Consider the following 15,047-nt stretch of genomic DNA (forward strand, 5'->3'; position numbering starts at 1 on the left):
CGGTGGGGGTCTGGGTCACGCGGGGCTCCTGGTCTGGCGTGGTCCGGGCCGGTGCGGGGCCCGGGACCTGGTGCGGCAAAGGTGTACGCGGTACAACTTTCCCGGGTGCTCGTTTCATTCCCGGACCGGGCACCGGATCCGGAGCGGCCCGGGAGGGCCCGGAGGAGGTGGACAGTGGGACTGCGCGAGCAGAAGAAGGACGCGGCGCGCCGCGACATCCGCGAGGCCGCCTGGCGTCTCTTCGAGGAGCGCGGGTACGCCGGGGTCAGCGTCGAGGAGATCGCCGCCGCCGCCGGGGTCTCGCGCACCACGTTCTTCAACTACTTCCACACCAAGGAGGGCGTCGTGCTCGACCCCTCCCCCGCCGACAAGGAGCGGCTGGCCGCCCTGGTCGCCGAGCAGCCGGCCGGGCTCGCGGCGTGGGACGCCGTTTCCGCGGTGCTCCTCGGCCTCACCCGGGCGGGCCAGGACGAGGTCGCCCGGCGCCATCGGCTGGTCGGGGCGGACCGCGCCCTGGACCACCGGGCCCAGGAGCTCGGGGAGGAGCTGGCCGGGATCCTGCGCGACTGGCTGCGCGACCGTGACCCGAGCGACCCGCTGGGCGCCGACCTGACGGTCGAGCTCGCCCTCGCCGCCACCCGTACGGCGTGGTCGGCGTGGTCGGCCGAGCCCGACGACGACGCCGCGGTCGCGGTCTACCTCGACCTGCTCCAGGAGTGCCTGCACCGGGCGCGGCCGGCCGGGGCGTGACGGGACACCACGACGGGGCACCCCGGCTGGTGGCCGGGATGCCCCGTGTCAGTGGTGCGTGCGTCCGGGTGGACGCCGAGGGTCACTGACCCAGGTCGACTCCACACTCATCGGAGGCCTGCTGGCTGATCTCCTGCTGCGCCTGGGCGGCGTCGGTGCTGCTGAGGCCCTGGACCTCGGTGGCCAGCTGCTGCAACGACTGCGGGTCCACGCCCGGCGGGATCTCGCCGCGGCTGAGCCCCTCGAGGTCGTCGAAGGTCAGCCCCGCCTCGCCCAGCGCCGTCTCGAGCTGGTTCAGCGGCGCCAGGACCTGCTTCCAGGAATCGGCGATCTCGGCCGGGGCCGCGTCGCCGAGGTCCTGCAGCGTGGTGATCGCGGCGTCGAACTGCGACAGGTCACCGGTGGCGAGGGCGGTGAACTGCTTGTTCGCCGACTCCAGCTGCTGGCAGTAGTCCGACGAGCCGCCGGCCTGCGCGGCCTCCGACTCGGACTCCGAGGGGGACTCCGACGGCGTCTCCGCCGACTCCGGGGCCGACTCCGAGGCCGACTCCGAGGGGCTCGCCGGCTCCGCGGACCCCTCGTCGCCCCCGCCGCAGGCGCTGAGCGCCAGGCTGAGCGCGAGCGCGCTCCCGGCCATCATCATCTTCGTACGTCGCACGTCCGTCTCCTGTCTGCTGTCTGCTGGGTGCCGCTGGGTGCTGCCGGGTCAGGAACCGCTGAGGTCCACGTCGCACTCGGAGGAGGCGTGCTCCTCGATCGCGTCGCTGGCCTGCTCGATCTCGTCGCCGCCGAGCGACTCGATCTCGGTGCCGAGGTCCTGCAGGGCTTGCTCGTCGAGGCCCTCGGGCAGCTCGCCGGCCTGGATGTCGGCCAGGTCGCCGAACTCGATGCCGGCATCCTCGAGGGCCTTCTCCAGGTCGTCGAAGGCACCCAGGAAGACCTCCCACTCCTGGGCCACCTCGTCGGGGGCCTCCTCACCGAGCGAGCGGAAGGTCGAGATGGCGTCCTCGAACTGCTGGGCGTCCGGTGTGCCCTCGTCGAAGGCGGTGAACTGCTCCTCGGCCGAACGCAGGTCCTCGCAGTACGCGTCGGTGCCACCACCGCACCCGCCGACCAGGAAGCTCATGCTGAGGGCGGTCGTGGCCATCAGGATCCTGCTGCGTCGCATTCGTGACTCCCTCATCAGGTTCGCGCGCCCGTCCGGGCGCAGGCACCACCCTGCCGCATCGTGGTCGGCGGTGGCACCGAACGGTGGGGTGTGTCCTGCTGCGGGACGCAGACCGACCGGCACCAGGCGGATGCCGGAAGGATGGCCCCGGGTGTCGGCGCGCTCGCCTAGCCTCGAGCCCATGCGTCGTTCCGCCCTCCTCCTGCTGCTGTCCCTGCTCGTGGCGTGCGGCGGCCCAGGAGCAGAGCAGGACCCCGCACCCGACCCGACCCCGTCGTCCCCGTCGTCCTCCCCGGAGACCGACGGGGAGCAGCCGGACGGGCAGGAGCCGGACGAGTCCTCCCCAGGGGCGGCGGCCCCCGCCAGGACACCCGCCTGCGCCGTGGTGCGCGCCGGGATCGACGCGTTCAACGAGGGCGACTTCGAGGAGACCGTCGCCCGTTTCGGCGAGGCGGTCCCGCTCGCCGAGGAGCAGGTCGACGGGTCCGAGCAGGCCGACCAACTGCTCGAGGCCGTCCGGTGGTACGCCGCGCTCCCGCCCGAGGACTACGCCGAGGCCGCGGTCTCCTCGCAGGAGTTCCAGGTCTACAAGGCGATCACCCTCACCCAGTGCGACCCGGTCCCGGACGAGGCCGCCCCCTCGACGGCGCCCCCGGTCGAGGCCTGACGCCGTGCCGGCGGACCCGACGGCGTTCGAGAGGTTCCGGCTCGCCGTGCCCGAAGCGGACCTGGTCGACCTCCGCGAGCGGCTGGCCCGCACCCGCTGGCCCGACGCCGGACCCGACGACACCTGGGCCTCCGGGGTCCCGCTGGACGCCCTGCGCACGCTGGCCGCGCACTGGCAGGACGGCTTCGACTGGCGCGCCGAGGAGGCCCGCCTCAACGCCTTCCCCCAGCTCACCACGACCCTCGACGGGGAACGCGTGCACCTCGTGCACGCCCGGTCCCCCGAGCCCGCCGCCCTGCCGCTGCTGCTCACCCACGGCTGGCCGGGCTCGGTGCTGGAGATGCTCGACGTCCTGGGCCCGCTGACCGACCCCCGCGCGTACGGCGGTGACCCGGCGGACGCGTTCCACGTCGTGGCCCCCTCGATCCCCGGCTACCCGTTCTCCGGGCCGCTGCGCGGCCCCGGGTGGGACCCGGCCCGGATCGGGCGCGCCTGGGTGACGCTGATGGAGCGCCTGGGCTACGACCGGTACGGCACGCAGGGCGGTGACTGGGGCTCGTACGTCAGCCGCGAGGTCGGCGTGGTGGCCCCCGAGAAGGTCGTCGGGGTGCACCTCAACATGCTCTACCAGCGCCCCACCGAGGACGAGGTCGCCGCCCTCGGGCCGCTGGCCCCCGACGAGGAGGAGCGTCTCGACCAGGTCCGGCGCTTCCAGCGCGACGGCGCCGGCTACAGCCACCTGCAGTCGACCCGCCCGCAGACCCTGGCCTACGCGCTGACCGACTCCCCGGTGGGCCAGCTGGCGTGGGTCGTGGAGAAGTTCCACGAGTGGACCGACCTCACCTCCGGAGGCCTGCTGGCGGACCCCGTGGACCGGGACCGGGTGCTCGCCGACGTCTCCGCCTACTGGTTCACCCGCACCGCCGGGTCCTCGGCGCAGCTCTACCGTGCGGCCGCCCGGGCCGGGCGGACCCTGCGGCCGCTCGCCGTGCCGACCGGGGTGGCGGTCTTCCCCCACGACATCGTCCGCCCGGTGCGGCGCCTGGCCGAGCGCAGCGACCACCTCGTGCACTGGACCGAGATGCCCCGCGGCGGCCACTTCGCGGCGATGGAGGAGCCCGGGCTGCTCGTCGACGACGTCCGCACCTTCTTCCGCGGCCTCCGCCCGACCTGACCCCGGGGACCTGTCAGGTCAGGCGTGCGCGACGCAGCGCGACACGTGCGGGCGCGCCTCGAGCCGCGCGGGCGGGATCTCCTCGCCGCACACCTCGCAGGTGCCGTACGTCCCGTCGGCCACCCGGGCGCGGGCGTCGCGCACCGCCGTCAGCGACCGCAGCAGCTGCTCCTGGGTGGAGACCGCCGACATCCGGTGCGCCGCAGCCGCCGTCCCCTCCCCGACCCGCTTGCCGAAGGGGATGCCCTCGGCCTCCGCGGGCCCGCCGACCAGGGCGGCGAGCTCGGCCTCGAGGTGTGCCTCGTGCTCGGCCAGGGTGCGGTCGGCCTCAGCGAGCCGGGTGGTGTCCATCCGGGCACCCTAGGGCCAGGCGCCCCCCGGGCCCGGCAGGCGACGCTCAGGGCTGGACGAGGATCCGGACCGGGCTGCCCTCGCGCTCGTGCAGCCGCCGGATCCCCTCGCCGACGTCCTCGAGGGACACCACGCCGCTGATCGAGCGGCTGAGGTCGAGCCGACCGGTCGAGACCAGCCGGGCCAGCACGCCGATGTCCTCGACGCGGTAGCCGAGGTGGCCGCGGACCTCCTTGCGGCTGAGGTTGAACCACATGCTCGGACCCAGCGACCACTCCTCGCTGCTCATCCCGACGCCGACCAGGCGCCCGCGCGAGCCGAGGCTGGCCAGGGCCTGGTCGAAGGTGACCTTGAGGCCGACGGAGTCGAAGGCGACGTCGAGCATCTCCCCGCCGGTGACCTCGGCGATCTTCGCGGCGAGGTCGGGGTCGCGGGAGTCCAGCGCGAGGTCGGCGCCGAGCTCGAGGGCCCGGGCGCGGACGGTCTCGTCGAGGTCGACCGCCACGATCGGGGTGGCACCGACCAGGCGGGCCAGCTGGACGACGTGGGTCCCGACGCCACCGGCACCCCACACCCCGACCGACTCCCCGACGCGGACCTGGCCGGTGTGGACCACGGCGCCGTACGGCGTGGAGACGGCGTCGGCGAGGATCGCGGCCTGCTCCATCGACACGTCGTCGGGGATCCGGGTCAGCCCGCCGGCCTGGGCGACGGTGTACTCCGCCCACGCGCCGTCGTAGGCGAAGGCCATCAGCGCGAGCGCGGTGCAGCTGCTGGGGTCGGCCCGGCGGCACGACGGGCACTGCCCGCACGGGCGACCGGCGGCCGGGACCACACGGTCCCCCACCGACCAGCCGACGACGCCGGGTCCGAGCTCGGCGATCGTCCCGGAGGCCTCGTGGCCCTGGGTGATGACCGGCGGGCCCATCGCCGGGAAGGTCCCGTCGAGCAGGCTGAGGTCGGAGTGGCAGATGCCGCAGAACGCGACCTTCATCAGCACCTCGCCCGGACCCGGCGTCGGGACGGGGACGTCGGTGACCTCGAAGGTCAGCGTGCGGGTGTCCAGGCGCTGGGCGCGCATCGTGCGCGGCGTCGACGTGGAGGTGCTCATCAGGCGACCTTCTCGCCCTGCGCCCGGCGTACGGCCGACCGCGGCGTCGGCGCCAGGGTCTTGGCCAGGTTCGTGCGCAGCGTGGTGATCGAGTCCAGCACGTAGTTCTGCCGCACCCGCCACGGCCCGGAGTCCCCCTGGCGGGGGAAGGCGTCGATGGAGCGCTGCACGTAGCCGGCGGCCAGGTCGAGCAGCGGACGCGCGGCGAGGTCGCGGTCGGGGCGGGGCTCGACGGCGGCGTAGTCGTGGCCGTCCATCCAGTTCAGCACCTTGCAGACCAGCTTGTGCGACAGGTCGGCGCGCAGCGTCCAGGAGGCGTTGGTGTAGCCGACGCAGACGGCGAAGTTCGGGACGCCGGTCATCATCGCGCCCTGCCAGACGAACTGCTCCGACAGCGGGACGGTCTCGCCGTCGACCTGCGGGCTGATCCCGCCGAAGGCGAGCAGCTGCAGCCCGGTCGCCGTCACGACGACGTCGGCCTCGAGCACCCGGCCCGAGCTCAGCCGGATCCCCTCGGGCACGAAGGAGTCGATGGTGTCGGTGACGACCTCGGCGTCCCCGGCCTTGATGGACTTGAAGAGGTCGCCGCTGGGCACGGCGCACAGGCGCTGGTCCCACGGGTCGTAGGACGGCGTGAAGTGGTCGGCGACCATCTGCTCGTCGCCGAGCAGCTTCATCGTCATCCCGAGCAGCAGCTTGCGCGCCTGCTGCGGGCGCTGCTGGCAGAACTGGTAGAACGCCGTGCCGAAGGCGATGTTCTTCGACCGCACCAGCGTGTGGGCCAGCCCCGCCGGCAGGTGGGCGCGCAGGAAGTCGGCCTTGGCGTCACGGCTGGGCACGGCGCTGATCCAGGTGGGGCTGCGCTGGAGCATCGTGACGTGCTCGGCGCGGCCCTCGCCGCTGGTCATCGACGGCACCAGGGTCACCGCGGTGGCGCCGCTGCCGATCACGACGACCTTCTGGTCGCTGTAGTCCAGGTCGGCCGGCCAGAACTGCGGGTGCACGACGGTGCCGGCGTACTCCTCGATCCCCGGGAAGGCCGGGGTGTAGGTGTCGTCGTAGTCGTAGTAGCCCGCGCAGGAGTAGAGGAAGTCGCAGGTCATCGTGGTGCGCTCGCCACGGTGGTCGAGCGTCAGCGTCCAGCGGGCCTCGGCCGTGGAGAAGTCGGCGGAGACCACCTTGGTCGAGTAGCGGATGTGCTCGTCGATGCCGAACTCGGCGGCGGTCTCCTGGATGTAGCGCAGGATCGAGGGGCCGTCGGCGATCGCCTTGGCCTCGCGCCACGGCTTGAACTGGTAGCCGAGGGTGAACATGTCGGAGTCGGAGCGCACACCGGGGTAGGTGAAGAGGTCCCAGGTGCCGCCCATCGTCTCCCGGGACTCCAGGATCAGGTAGCCGCGGTCGGGGCACTCGGTCTGCAGGCGGTAGCCCGCGCCGATGCCGGACAGGCCGGCGCCGACCACGACGACGTCGACGTGGGCGGGCAGGGCGAGGTCGTCGGTGCTCATGGCTCCATCCTGCGTCCCCGAGCGGCCTCGTTCTTGATCCTGCGCGACAAGTCCTTGATTCTGGACGACATGTCGGTCATCCGTTCCGCCGGGTTGCGCGGGTTCCGCGACGAGGTCACCACGCTCGGCGGGGACCCCGATGCCCTCGCCCGCCGGGCCGGGCTCGACCCCGCGGCGCTCGACACCGACGACCTGCTCGTCCCGGACCTCGCGCTGGCCGGGGTGCTGGAGCTGGCCGCGGCCGAGCTCGACCGGCCCGACCTCGGCCTGCGGATCGCCCGCCGCCAGGACCTCTCCCTGCTCGGCCCGCTGGCACTGGCCATCGAGAACTCCCCCACCGTGGCCGACGCGCTGGCCTGCAGCACGCGCTACCTCTTCGTCCACGCCCCCGCGATGCGGATCACCTCGGTGCCCGACCCCGACGGCGTCCGCGGGGTGGAGGGCCTGCGCCTCGACGTCACCCCGCCCGGCATCGTCCCGCCGCGCCAGGGCACCGACCTGAGCCTGGCCTCGCTGCACCGCAACGTCCGGACCCTGGTCGGGGGCGCGTACGGCCTGCGCACCGTCGACCTGCCCTACGCCCCGGCCGCGCCGGCCGCGGTGTACGAGGAGTTCTTCGGCGCCCGGGTCCGCTTCGGCCGGCCGGCGGCGATGCTCCGGCTGCCCAGCAGCCTGGGTGCGCTGCCGCTGACCGGACGGGACGAGGCCGGCCGGGACGAGACCGTGCGCCGGCTCGCGCTGGAGTTCCTGGACCGCCAGTCGCCGACGCAGGACGACGGCGTGGCGCCCCGCGTGCACGGGGCGGTGCGCCAGCTGCTCGGTACCGGGACGCCCGAGGTGGCCGCGGTGGCCCGCCTGCTCGGGCTGCACGCCCGGACCCTCCAGCGCCGGCTCGCCGCCGAGCAGACCACCTTCGCCGCGGTCCTCGACGCCGAACGGCGGCGGGCTGCCGAGGGCTACCTCGTCGACACCGACCTCCCGCTCAGCCAGGTCGCCGGCCTGCTCGGGCTGGCCGAGCAGGCCGTGCTGACCCGGGCCTGCCGGCGGTGGTTCGGGCTCACGCCGCGGGAGGTGCGGCGGGCCGGGCGGTCACGCACGGTGGCCGCAGGCCGGCTGTAACGCTGTGGGGCCGCAGGCTCAGACCAGCCCGCTCGGATCCGTCGGCACGTCCACCGCGTGCTGCTGCAACAGCTCGAGCGGCACCAGCCTCAGCACCGCCTCGTTGGTGGAGGCCAGGACGACCGGGGCGGCCACGCCGTCGCGGTGCGCCCGCGCCCAGTTCAGCGCCGTGACGCACCACCGGTCGCCGGGCACGAGACCCGGGAAGGAGTACGCCGGCATCGGCCGCGACAGGTCGTTGCCGATGCTCCGCTGGTGGTCGAGGAACTCCACGGTGGCGACCGCGCAGATCGTGTGGCTGCCCTGGTCCTGCTCGCCGGTGCGGCAGCAGCCGTCCCGGAAGAACCCGGTCATCGGGTCGGTGCCGCAGGGTTCCAGCTCGCCGCCCAGGACGTTGCGCTCGCTCACCGGCACACCCTCCCACCCCGCACGGATCAGGCGGGACCGCCCACCGGGAGGGTCGCGACGAAGGTGGACCCGCGTCCCGGCTCGCTGTGCACCTCGAGCCGGCCCCCGTGGGCCAGCACGATGGACCGGGCGATGCCCAGCCCCAGGCCGAGGCCCGGGGATATGCGGCGGCGAGCCGGGTCGGCGCGGAAGAACGGGGTGAACAGCTGCGCCACGTCGCCGGCCTCGATGCCGATGCCGGTGTCCGCGACGCTCAGCACGGCCTCGTGGTCGCGCAGGTCGAGCACGACGTCCACGCGGCCCCCGGAGTCGGTGTACTTCACCGCGTTGCCGACAAGGTTCTCGACCACCTGCCGGACCCGGTGCGGGTCAAGCACGACGCGGGTCGTCCCGTGGGTGCGGGCCGCCAGCACGACGTGGGCCGCCAGCGCGCCGGGCAGGGCGGACTCGACGACCTCGACGACCAGCCCGGTCAGGTCCGTCGAGACGCAGTCGAGGGCGATCTCGCCGCGGGTGCGGTCACCGGCCATCGTCGTGGCGGGGTCGAGCAGGTCGGCGACCAGGGCGCGCAGGCGTACGGCGCTCCGGGCGACCACGCGCAGCTCGCGTGACACCTCCTCGGGCAGCTCGTCCTGGTCGAGCAGCAGCTCGAGGTGCCCGAGCACGACCGTCAACGGGGTGCGCAGCTCGTGGGACACCGAGGCCACGAACACCTCCCGGGCCCGCAGGGACTCGAACAGGTCGGTCACGTCGGTGAAGGACAGCGCCGCACCGTCGCGTCGCCCGCGGTCGTCGCGGACGGAACGGGCGGAGGCCGCCAGTGCGCGCCGGTCCCCGGGCGTGGCCCCGACCCAGATCCTCTGGTCCTCGAACTCCTCGCCGCGGGCCGCACGTGAGCACGGCTGCTGCTCGGAGGTGAGGGCCGTGACACCGTCGGCGGCGTAGACCTCCCCGCACTGCCCGGCGCGACCCAGGTGGTCCTCGGGGTAGGCGATCTCGAGGATCACCTGCTGCTGGCGGTTGATCCGCTCGTACCTGCCGTCGCTGTCGAGCAAGACCATCCCGACGTCCACGCTGTCGAGCATCACGTCGGAGCGGGTGCGCTCGCGCGCCCCCTCGCGCACCCCCTCGCGCACCGTCTCCGTCAGCTTCGCCCGGTCCGCCCGGTCCCTCGTGACGTCGAGGACCTGGCCGATGAAGTACTGCGGGTCGCCGCCCGCGCCGCGGACGAGGGCGACCGAGATGTCGCCCCAGACCACGTGCCCGTCGGCGTCCAGGAGACGCGTGGTGGTCCGGTAGGTCGTGCGCTCGCCGCGCAGGGCCTCGTCGAAGAGCTCCTGCCCCCGGCCGACGTCGTCGGCATGGGTGAGGTCGCGGAAGTGCATCCCCCGCAGCTCGTCGGCTCCGCGGCCGACCATGGCGGCGAACGCCGCGTTGGACATCACGACCGAGCCGTCCAGGCCGACGATGCACAGGCTCACGGGCGACAGCGCAGCGATCGCCCACCACGGGTCGTCCCCGGCGATGTCGTTGGGCTCCTCCATGCGGGAGCTCATGACAGGCACCAGGGGCGGTGCACCACACGAGCAGGATTCGAGACCACGAGAGATTCCAACCGGCAGGGGTATCTGGACGCCGGGGTCTGGGACGTGTCCGCACAGCCTGTCACATCCTGGGCCGGCACACCGCCGTCCGCGCGTCCGAGGGGTGGGGGCAGGCTGGGTGCATGACGCACGAGCACCCGGGCGACCACCTCGCGGACCGCCTGGACCTGCTGGGCCTCACCGGCGCCCTGGCCGCCGCGGGCCTCCCCACCGCCGAGCGCGGCGCCGACGGCCACGCGGTGTGGACCGACCCGTTGACCGGCCGCGCGCTCTCCGACACCGAGATCGAGCAGCTCGACCTCCTGCTCCGCCAGGAGGGGTCGGACCCCCGGCACGCCGTCCCGGTCGGGCTCGTGCAGGTGGCGCGGCAGGCCCGGCTGCGCGACGAGCTCCTCGCGAGCAGGTGGCACGACTACGCCTCGCTCGCCGGGGTCCGCGGGGCGACCGTCGAGGCGACCCGGTTCTCGGTGCACAAGGCCGCCGCGACCCACCGGCTGCTGCTGGTGACCGCGGGCGAGCAGGTCCTCGTCCCCGCCTTCCAGCTCGGGACGGGCGGCGAGGTACGCGCCGACCTCGTCCCGGTGCTCGAGCCGCTGCTGACCTCGGCGATGGACCCGTGGCGGGTCTGGGCGTGGTTGACCCACCCCGCCGCCCTGCTCGGGGGCGCGGTGCCCGAGCAGGTCGCGGCCGACCCCGAGGAGGCCGACCTGGTCCTGCACGCCGCCGTCCGCCTCGCCGAGCGCTCCCGCCACACCACCTGACCGCCGAGATGACGCTTGCGGACAGCCGAGATGACGCTTGCGGCGCCTCGAGGTGACGGTTGCGGACAGGGACGGGACCGAGACGCCGGAGGACCGCCGGTAGCCTCAGGGCGTGCCTGATGCCGCCCCGACCGACGACGCGGTGCTCACGACGTACGAGCGCGCGCCGCAGCTGCCCGGGATCCTGCTGGGGCGCCTCGGCGTCTTCCACGGCGCGGTGACGCTGGGCAGCTCGCTGCTGGTCACCCACCGCGAGGACGCCACGTGGGACGGGACGCACCTGACGTACGGCGGGTCGCGCTACGCCGTGGGCGACACGTTCTCCGCCGGCGGAGGCCAGACGACGGTGGGCCGCCTCAAGCAGGTCGCCACGCCGCCGGGGTGGCCGGACAACGCCGGGGCCGTCGTCGTACGGCGCCCCGACGGCGCGTCCTAGCGACCCCGGCGCGAGCCGCTCAGCGGCCGAGGCGGGTGCGCAGCTGCTGCGACGGGCGCTGCTGCTCGCCCTGCTGCGCGCCCATCACGACGAGCACCCCGGTGACCGCGGGGATGGCCCACTGCACGACCTGCAGCTGGCGCTGGGCCGCGGCGAGACCGGCGGAGGCCTGCGCGGACGGCTCGGTCGCGCCCTTGCCGCCCTGGTCGCTCTCCTTCTGCACCTTGGCCCCGAGCACGCCGCTGTAGGCGGTGAGGCCGGCGGCGGTGACGGTCAGGGCGAGCTTGATCACGGTGTTGGCGGCCGCCTCGTCCTGCTGGCGCACGCGGCGACGGTTGGCCAGGATCAACCCGGCGCCGCCGACGGCGTGCGCGCCGATCGCCGCGGCGTTGACCGGGGCCCAGCGCTTCCAGCCCTCGGCCGAGAGGCTGAGGCGCTCGCGCGGGTCCTGAGCCTGGGCAGCGGCACCGTTGAGGCCGACCGCACCCATCAGGGAGCCGCCGAACCAGCCGGCGAGGCCGAGGTCGTGAAGGCTGCGGACGGTGGTGTTGCGCTGGGACATGGTGGTCCTCCGAGAGGCTGAGGGATCGGGCCACGGCCCCGGTCGGGGCGGCGCGGCGACCGGCCGGGGCGAGGTCCCCACGGTGGTGGGCCGCCTCCGGCGAGGTGACGTCGACGCTAGGTGCGTCGGGGGGAGGATCGGCACCACCCGGGGGCGGCTCCCGACGTTCAGGCGAGGTAGATCAGCGCGGCCCCGCCGAGCGCGATCAGCCAGCTGGCCAGGCTGCCGATCAGGAAGTACTCCGAGACGTCGCTCGGCCCGTCCGCCTCGGGGCCGCGCTGCGCGCGCTGCAGCTCGGGGAAGCGCAGCAGGCCCTTCGCGGCGACGACGATGGCAGCCGCGGTCAGCTCGCCGAGCGCACCGAGCCCGACGATCAGGATGCGCTCCATCGGCCCCAGCACCCGACCGCCCTTGAGCTGCTTCTCGTTCGTCGTGGCCGGCACGCCCACCGCGTCGAGCAGCAGGCGTACGGCGATGTTCGCGGTGACCAGCTGCGCCAGCACCACCCCGATGGCGACCACCAGGTCGGACGCGGGCCAGCGGGCCGCGAGGGTGCGCCCGAGGACGTCCGGCCAGGTCGGCGGGGCCGACACGGCCTGGACCCCGAGCAGCGCCGCCAGCCCGCCCGCGCCGAGGGAGGCGAACGCCACCGCGCGGGCGGCGTCGCGCCGGCCCGGGGTGCGGCGGGGGTCGAGCGCCACCGTGGACGACACCAGCCAGGCGGCGACGAGCGCACCGAGCACCACGAGCAGCAGTGCCCCGCGACCCGGCCCCGGGTCGAGCAGCACGAGGCCGGCGAGCAGCACCGCGACGGCCGCGCCGAGGCAGGCGAGGAGCCGGCGCGGGGTCACCACGTCGTGGGAGGCCCGCAGCAGGTCGCTCGTGCCGAGCGCGGCGAGCCACAGGACGACCAGCACGAGGCTCACGCAGGACCTCCTTCCTCGTCGTCGGTCTCGGTCTCGTCGGCGCGGCCGGTGTCGTCGGCCGCGAAGCTCTGGTGAGCATCGCGCAGGGCGCCGACACCCCGAGCGAACTGCTGGCTGACGGCGGAGCGGCTGATCCCCTCGGTCGCCGCGATCTCGACCTGGCTCGCGCCGGTCACGGCCGCGGCGAGCAGCCGCCGACCCCGGGGACCCAGCCGGTCGACGAGGGCGTCCCGGGTCAGCAGGAAGGCGTTGACGCGCCCCTGGTCCGGCCCCACGAACCACGTCCGCTGCGCTGCACGGCGCGGGCGGCCCAGCACGTCGAGGGCGTCGCGCGCGGTCCACCACCCCGGCCCGTCCTGCAGCAGCGGACGACGTCGCCCGTGCACGGTGACCTCGCCGTGGCCGAGCCCGCACCGCACGTCGTACGTCGGGAGCAGAGCGAGCCGGACCAGCAACGAGGCCAGCACGGCGTCGGCGACCGTGGTGAACGCCCCCTGGAGCTCGTCGCCGACCGTGGGCTCGAGGGGCTGTGCGGGCCGCAGGACCGCCCCGACCTCGTCCAGCACCGTGGCCAGGTGGTCCTGGAACGCGGCCCGGTCGTGGATGGACCGCGAGTCGACGACGTCGCCGATGAGGGTGTGGAGAACGGGCACTTGTTCAGCATATGCCTGAACTAACGTGAAGTTAAGGTTCTTGGCTCGGCGGGCCACGGGTGCTCGTGGCCGAGACGACGCGGCACCGGCAAGGGCTGGGCTGGCGCCGCGCGGCCACCGAGCGGGGGGTCGCGGTGGCGTCCTCAACCTAGACCCCGTGTCGAGCCCTCAGACCGCCGAGAGCACCAGGCCGACGACGACCCCGGTGAGCGCGCACGCGCCGAGGGTGCGCAGCACCGACCAGCCGCGCCAGAAGATCAGCGCGAACCCCAGTCCGGTGATGACCAGGGCCGGCCACTGGACCGACGCGAGCACCGGGACCTCGAGGTCGACCGGCCCGGAGCCGAGGCGGTCGGTCTCGGCGAAGAGGGTGTGCAGCGCGAAGTACACCCCGAGGTTGGCGATCACGCCCACGACGGCGGCGGTGATGCCGGTCAGTGCGGTCGCCAGCGACCGGTTGCCGCGGAGCCGCTCGACGTACGGCGCCCCCAGCAGGATGAACAGGAAGCACGGCACGAACGTCACCCAGGTCACCAGCAGGGCCGCCAGCGTCGCCGCGACCCAGGGGTCGAGCCCGCCCGGAGCCCGGTAGGCGCCGACGAAGGCGACGAACTGCACCACCATGATCAGCGGCCCGGGAGTCGTCTCGGCCAGGGCCAGGCCGCGGACCATCTCGCCGGGGGCCAGCCAGCCGTACACCTGGACGGCCTGCTGCGCGACGTAGGCCAGCACCGCGTACGCGCCGCCGAAGGTGACGACCGCGGCGCCCGAGAAGAACAGGCCCTGGTCGACGTAGATGCTGGACCGCCCGAAAACCAGCGCGGCCAGGACGACCGGCGCCGCCCAGAGCGACAGCCCGACGGCCAGGATCAGGGCTGCCCGTCGCCCGGAGGGCCGCTCGGTGTGCAGGGCGTCGTCGCTGATCAGGGGCGTCGGGGCGCCGTCGGCGACCGCGGCGGACGGGCGGGCGAGGCCCGGGATGACCCGGCCGAGCAGCCAGCCGGCCAGGGCGGCCGCACCCACGACCACCGGGAACGGCACCGAGAACAGCGTCAGCGCCAGGAACGCGGCGACCGCCAGGGCCACCAGGGCCGGGTGGTCCAGGCCCTTCCTCGCCACCCGGACCACGGCCTGGACGACGATCGCGATCACCGCCGGCGCCAGCCCGAGGAAGAGCGACTCCACCAGGGTCGTGTCACCGAAGGCGACGTAGATCCCGGACAGCGCCAGCAGCGCCACGACCCCGGGCACGATGAAGAGGATGCCGGCGACCAGGGCGCCCCGGACGCCGTTCAGCAACCAACCGACGTACGTCGCCAGCTGCTGCGCCTCCGGACCCGGCAGCAGGGTGCAGTACGACAGCGCGAACAGGAACCGCTGCTGGCCGATCCACCGCTTCTCCTCCACCAGGGTCCGCTGCATCACCGCGATCTGGCCCGCCGGGCCGCCGAAGGTCTGCAGCGAGATGGCGAACCAGGCCCGGGCGGCCTCGCGGAGCGGGACCACGTCGCGGGCGGTGGGCGGCGGGGACGAGGGAGCCACGTGCGGATCCTCCGGTCGGCCCGGCCCCGGGTCAACTCGGCCGCGCCTGTCCGCGAGCGCCACCTCGACTGTCCGCAAGGGTCATCTCGGCTGTCCGCAAGGGTCATCTCGGCTGTCCGCAAGCGTCATCTCGGCTGCCGGCGAGGGGCATCGCGGGCCGGTCTGCCCGGTACCTCGCGACCTTCGGCCCTGCTGTGCCGCCCGCCCGGCGGGTTGGGGTGGGAGGACCGGGCGCCACGCCCGCCACCGAGCAGAGGAGCGCGCATGAGCACCACCCCGGCACCCACCCCGGCACCCACCCCGGCAC

At 74.3% G+C, this 15,047-nt stretch carries 17 protein-coding genes; 6 read left to right on the forward strand and 11 right to left on the reverse strand.

The window, feature by feature from the left end; genetic code table 11:
- Positions 1–174: 174 nt before the first annotated feature.
- On the forward strand, positions 175–750 hold the full coding sequence (locus GV155_RS20260; RefSeq protein ID WP_160012123.1) for a TetR/AcrR family transcriptional regulator: 576 nt from the start codon (positions 175–177) through the stop codon (positions 748–750).
- 82 nt (positions 751–832) lie between these two features.
- Here GV155_RS20260 and GV155_RS20265 read toward each other — a convergent pair whose 3' ends face one another.
- Positions 833–1,408 carry a hypothetical protein gene (locus GV155_RS20265; protein ID WP_160012125.1) on the reverse strand — a complete coding sequence of 192 codons (576 nt, stop codon included), beginning with the start codon at positions 1,406–1,408 and terminating at the stop codon, positions 833–835.
- 48 nt (positions 1,409–1,456) lie between these two features.
- Positions 1,457–1,897: a hypothetical protein gene (locus GV155_RS20270; RefSeq protein WP_160012127.1), complete on the reverse strand. Its 441-nt coding sequence runs from the start codon at positions 1,895–1,897 to the stop codon at positions 1,457–1,459.
- Between the two features lie 202 nt (positions 1,898–2,099).
- Between GV155_RS20270 and GV155_RS20275 the strand changes: the two genes are divergently transcribed.
- The gene (locus GV155_RS20275; RefSeq protein ID WP_160012129.1) at positions 2,100–2,585 is read left to right on the forward strand and encodes a hypothetical protein; all 486 of its coding nucleotides are present in this window, start codon (positions 2,100–2,102) and stop codon (positions 2,583–2,585) included.
- Positions 2,586–2,589: 4 nt separating this feature from the next.
- The gene (locus tag GV155_RS20280; protein ID WP_160012131.1) at positions 2,590–3,759 is read left to right on the forward strand and encodes an epoxide hydrolase family protein; all 1,170 of its coding nucleotides are present in this window, start codon (positions 2,590–2,592) and stop codon (positions 3,757–3,759) included.
- Between the two features lie 18 nt (positions 3,760–3,777).
- Here the strand turns inward: GV155_RS20280 and GV155_RS20285 are convergent, their stop codons facing one another.
- Genes GV155_RS20285 through GV155_RS20295 form a run of 3 tightly spaced genes read right to left on the reverse strand, consistent with a single transcriptional unit; the run spans position 3,778 to position 6,729 of the window.
- Positions 3,778–4,110, reverse strand: coding sequence for a TraR/DksA family transcriptional regulator (locus tag GV155_RS20285; protein WP_160012133.1), 333 nt, complete (start codon positions 4,108–4,110; stop codon positions 3,778–3,780).
- Between the two features lie 46 nt (positions 4,111–4,156).
- Positions 4,157–5,221: a zinc-binding dehydrogenase gene (locus GV155_RS20290; protein WP_160012135.1), complete on the reverse strand. Its 1,065-nt coding sequence runs from the start codon at positions 5,219–5,221 to the stop codon at positions 4,157–4,159.
- Positions 5,221–6,729 (reverse strand): flavin-containing monooxygenase, encoded by a 1,509-nt coding sequence (locus GV155_RS20295; protein WP_160012137.1) that lies wholly within the window; start codon positions 6,727–6,729, stop codon positions 5,221–5,223. The genes GV155_RS20290 and GV155_RS20295 overlap by 1 nt, the downstream gene beginning before the upstream one ends.
- Between GV155_RS20295 and GV155_RS20300 the strand changes: the two genes are divergently transcribed.
- Entirely contained in the window at positions 6,697–7,848 is a 1,152-nt protein-coding gene (locus GV155_RS20300) for an AraC family transcriptional regulator (RefSeq protein ID WP_201300403.1), read from the forward strand. The genes GV155_RS20295 and GV155_RS20300 overlap by 33 nt on opposite strands.
- Positions 7,849–7,866: 18 nt before the next feature.
- Here the strand turns inward: GV155_RS20300 and GV155_RS20305 are convergent, their stop codons facing one another.
- On the reverse strand, positions 7,867–8,256 hold the full coding sequence (locus tag GV155_RS20305) for a DUF2237 family protein (RefSeq protein ID WP_160012139.1): 390 nt from the start codon (positions 8,254–8,256) through the stop codon (positions 7,867–7,869).
- Positions 8,257–8,282: 26 nt separating this feature from the next.
- Positions 8,283–9,812 carry a PAS domain-containing sensor histidine kinase gene (locus tag GV155_RS20310; RefSeq protein ID WP_160012141.1) on the reverse strand — a complete coding sequence of 510 codons (1,530 nt, stop codon included), beginning with the start codon at positions 9,810–9,812 and terminating at the stop codon, positions 8,283–8,285.
- A 170-nt stretch (positions 9,813–9,982) separates the two neighbouring features.
- Between GV155_RS20310 and GV155_RS20315 the strand changes: the two genes are divergently transcribed.
- Entirely contained in the window at positions 9,983–10,621 is a 639-nt protein-coding gene (locus GV155_RS20315; protein ID WP_160012143.1) for a hypothetical protein, read from the forward strand.
- A 112-nt stretch (positions 10,622–10,733) separates the two neighbouring features.
- Entirely contained in the window at positions 10,734–11,057 is a 324-nt protein-coding gene (locus GV155_RS20320; protein WP_160012145.1) for a hypothetical protein, read from the forward strand.
- Positions 11,058–11,076: 19 nt separating this feature from the next.
- On the opposite strand, the gene GV155_RS20325 is transcribed toward GV155_RS20320, so the two are convergent.
- From GV155_RS20325 to chrA, 4 genes are all read right to left on the reverse strand, one after another.
- Positions 11,077–11,619: a hypothetical protein gene (locus GV155_RS20325; protein WP_160012147.1), complete on the reverse strand. Its 543-nt coding sequence runs from the start codon at positions 11,617–11,619 to the stop codon at positions 11,077–11,079.
- Positions 11,620–11,786: 167 nt separating this feature from the next.
- A complete protein-coding gene (locus tag GV155_RS20330) occupies positions 11,787–12,545 on the reverse strand; it encodes a hypothetical protein (protein WP_160012149.1) in 759 nt (252 codons plus the stop codon).
- Positions 12,542–13,198, reverse strand: coding sequence for a SatD family protein (locus GV155_RS20335; protein ID WP_160012151.1), 657 nt, complete (start codon positions 13,196–13,198; stop codon positions 12,542–12,544). Before GV155_RS20335 ends, GV155_RS20330 begins: the two co-directional genes overlap by 4 nt.
- 168 nt (positions 13,199–13,366) lie before the next feature.
- Positions 13,367–14,740, reverse strand: coding sequence for a chromate efflux transporter (gene chrA / locus GV155_RS20340; protein ID WP_160012153.1), 1,374 nt, complete (start codon positions 14,738–14,740; stop codon positions 13,367–13,369).
- Positions 14,741–15,047 lie beyond the last annotated feature (307 nt).

It is taken from the genome of Nocardioides sp. AX2bis (assembly GCF_902506435.1).
In the GTDB taxonomy this organism is placed as follows: Bacteria; Actinomycetota; Actinomycetes; order Propionibacteriales; family Nocardioidaceae; genus Nocardioides.